Here is a 3,270-nt window from a genome sequence, read left to right as displayed (position 1 = left end):
GTTGCTCATTGAAAACTGGATAGTTGAAGTTAGACATCAACAACAAACCGAGAACACCGCGTTGAAAAAGAGTTTTTTAAAACAAAAGTTCAGCACGAAGAAGAATGCGTCGACACAGATATCGCTGTTTGTGATTGACGTATCCAACCGGATGGTTGGAAAAAGGTTAAGTGAATAAGGGCGCACGGTGGATGCCTTGGCACTAGAAGCCGATGAAGGACGGGACTAACGCCGATATGCTTTGGGGAGCTGTAAGTAAGCTGTGATCCAGAGATTTCCGAATGGGGGAACCCAGCATCTTTTATAGGATGTTACGCTTGTGTGAATACATAGCGCAGGCGAGGTAGACGCAGAGAACTGAAACATCTAAGTACCTGCAGGAAGAGAAAGAAAAATCGATTTCCTGAGTAGCGGCGAGCGAAACGGAAAGAGCCCAAACCAGAGAGCTTGCTCTCTGGGGTTGTAGGACTCAGTTATGGCAAGTGCGGGTGATAGTCGAATCGACCTGGAAAGGTCAGCCGGAGTGGGTAAAAGCCCCGTAGGCGAAATGACGCGCACACCTATGAGTATCCTGAGTACGGCGGAACACGAGAAATTCCGTCGGAATCCGGGAGGACCATCTCCCAAGGCTAAATACTCTCTAGTGACCGATAGTGAACCAGTACCGTGAGGGAAAGGTGAAAAGCACCCCGGGAGGGGAGTGAAATAGAACCTGAAACCGTGTGCCTACAACAAGTCAAAGCCCGTTAATGGGTGATGGCGTGCCTTTTGCAGAATGAACCGGCGAGTTACGATTGCGTGCGAGGTTAAGGTGAAGAGCCGGAGCCGCAGCGAAAGCGAGTCTGAATAGGGCGAGTGAGTACGTAGTCGTAGACCCGAAACCATGTGACCTACCCATGTCCAGGTTGAAGGTGTGGTAAAACACACTGGAGGACCGAACCCACGTACGTTGAAAAGTGCGGGGATGAGGTGTGGGTAGCGGAGAAATTCCAAACGAACTTGGAGATAGCTGGTTCTCTCCGAAATAGCTTTAGGGCTAGCCTCGGAAGTGAGAATGATGGAGGTAGAGCACTGTTTGGACTAGGGGCCCATCTCGGGTTACCGAATTCAGATAAACTCCGAATGCCATTCATTTATATCCGGGAGTCAGACAGTGAGTGATAAGATCCATTGTCGAAAGGGAAACAGCCCAGACCACCAGCTAAGGTCCCCAAATATATGTTAAGTGGAAAAGGATGTGGGGGTGCACAAACAACTAGGATGTTGGCTTAGAAGCAGCCACCATTTAAAGAGTGCGTAATAGCTCACTAGTCGAGTGCCCCTGCGCCGAAAATTTACCGGGGCTAAACATATTACCGAAGCTGTGGATGACACCAATGGTGTCATGGTAGGAGAGCGTTCTAAGGGCGTTGAAGGCAGATCGTGAGGACTGCTGGAGCGCTTGGAAGTGAGAATGCCGGTATGAGTAGCGAAAGACAGGTGAGAATCCTGTCCACCGTATGACTAAGGTTTCCTGGGGAAGGCTCGTCCTCCCAGGGTTAGTCGGGACCTAAGCCGAGGCCGACAGGCGTAGGCGATGGACAACAGGTTGATATTCCTGTACTCCCATGTTTTGTTTGAGCGAAGGAGGGACACAGGAGGCTAAGAAAAGCAGACGATTGGAAGAGTCTGTCCAAGCAATGAGTCTGACGCAGAGTCAAATGCTTTGTGTCGTAAGGACAAGTTGTGATGGGGAGGGAACATAAGTACCGAAGTTTCTGACGCCACACTGTCAAGAAAATCTTCTAGTGAGAAACAAGGGACCCGTACCGCAAACCGACACAGGTAGTCGAGGAGAGCATCCTAAGGTGAGCGAGCGAACTCTCGTTAAGGAACTCGGCAAAATGACCCCGTAACTTCGGGAAAAGGGGTGCTGTCCTCCGGGACAGCCGCAGTGAATAGGCCCAAGCGACTGTTTATCAAAAACACAGGTCTCTGCAAAATCGAAAGATGACGTATAGGGGCTGACGCCTGCCCGGTGCTGGAAGGTTAAGAGGATGGGTTAGCGCAAGCGAAGCTCAAAATTGAAGCCCCAGTAAACGGCGGCCGTAACTATAACGGTCCTAAGGTAGCGAAATTCCTTGTCGGGTAAGTTCCGACCCGCACGAAAGGCGTAACGATTTGGGCACTGTCTCAACGAGAGACTCGGTGAAATTTTAGTACCTGTGAAGATGCAGGTTACCCGCGACAGGACGGAAAGACCCCATGGAGCTTTACTGTAGTTTGATATTGAGTGTTTGTGACACACGTACAGGATAGGTAGGAGCCGTAGAAATCGGGACGCTAGTTTCGATGGAGGCGCTGGTGGGATACTACCCTTGTGTTATGACCATTCTAACCCGCGCCACTAAACGTGGTGGGAGACAGTGTCAGATGGGCAGTTTGACTGGGGCGGTCGCCTCCCAAAAAGTAACGGAGGCGCCCAAAGGTTCCCTCAGAATGGTTGGAAATCATTCGTAGAGTGCAAAGGCAGAAGGGAGCTTGACTGCGAGAGCAACAACTCGAGCAGGGACGAAAGTCGGGCTTAGTGATCCGGTGGTACCGCATGGAAGGGCCATCGCTCAACGGATAAAAGCTACCCTGGGGATAACAGGCTTATCTCCCCCAAGAGTTCACATCGACGGGGAGGTTTGGCACCTCGATGTCGGCTCGTCGCATCCTGGGGCTGTAGTCGGTCCCAAGGGTTGGGCTGTTCGCCCATTAAAGCGGCACGCGAGCTGGGTTCAGAACGTCGTGAGACAGTTCGGTCCCTATCCGTCGCGGGCGTAGGAAATTTGAGAGGCGCTGTCCTTAGTACGAGAGGACCGGGATGGACACACCTCTGGTGTACCAGTTGTTCCGCCAGGAGCATCGCTGGGTAGCTATGTGTGGACGGGATAAACGCTGAAAGCATCTAAGCGTGAAGCCCCCCTCAAGATGAGATTTCCCATTTCTTTAAGAAAGTAAGACCCCTGAGAGATGATCAGGTAGATAGGCTGGAAGTGGACGTGCAGTGATGTATGGAGCGGACCAGTACTAATCGGTCGAGGACTTAACCACAATGATCGGTGGTTGTATGAGAGACGACTTCAACGCCAGTTTTGAGTGAGCAACTCACTCAATGAAAGACAGACACAAAGTGTGGTGGCGATGGCAGGAAGGATACACCTGTAACCATGCCGAACACAGCAGTTAAGCTTCTTAGCGCCGAGGGTAGTGAAGGGTTTCCCTTTGTGAGAGTAGGACGCTGCC

Annotated in this window: 2 rRNA genes; both read left to right on the top strand. The window is 51.4% G+C overall.

Annotated elements, in window-relative coordinates:
• Positions 1 to 164: 164 nt before the first annotated feature.
• Positions 165 to 3,078 (top strand): 23S ribosomal RNA (locus CBF27_RS13925).
• Between the two features lie 80 nt (positions 3,079 to 3,158).
• Positions 3,159 to 3,270 (top strand): 5S ribosomal RNA (gene rrf, locus CBF27_RS13920); the annotation flags it as partial.

Source organism: Vagococcus acidifermentans, from assembly GCF_003987655.1.
Lineage (GTDB): Bacteria > Bacillota > Bacilli > Lactobacillales > Vagococcaceae > Vagococcus_B > Vagococcus_B acidifermentans.
The sequence above is the reverse complement of the archived record's forward strand: the minus strand, read 5'-3'. Positions and strand labels throughout refer to the sequence as shown.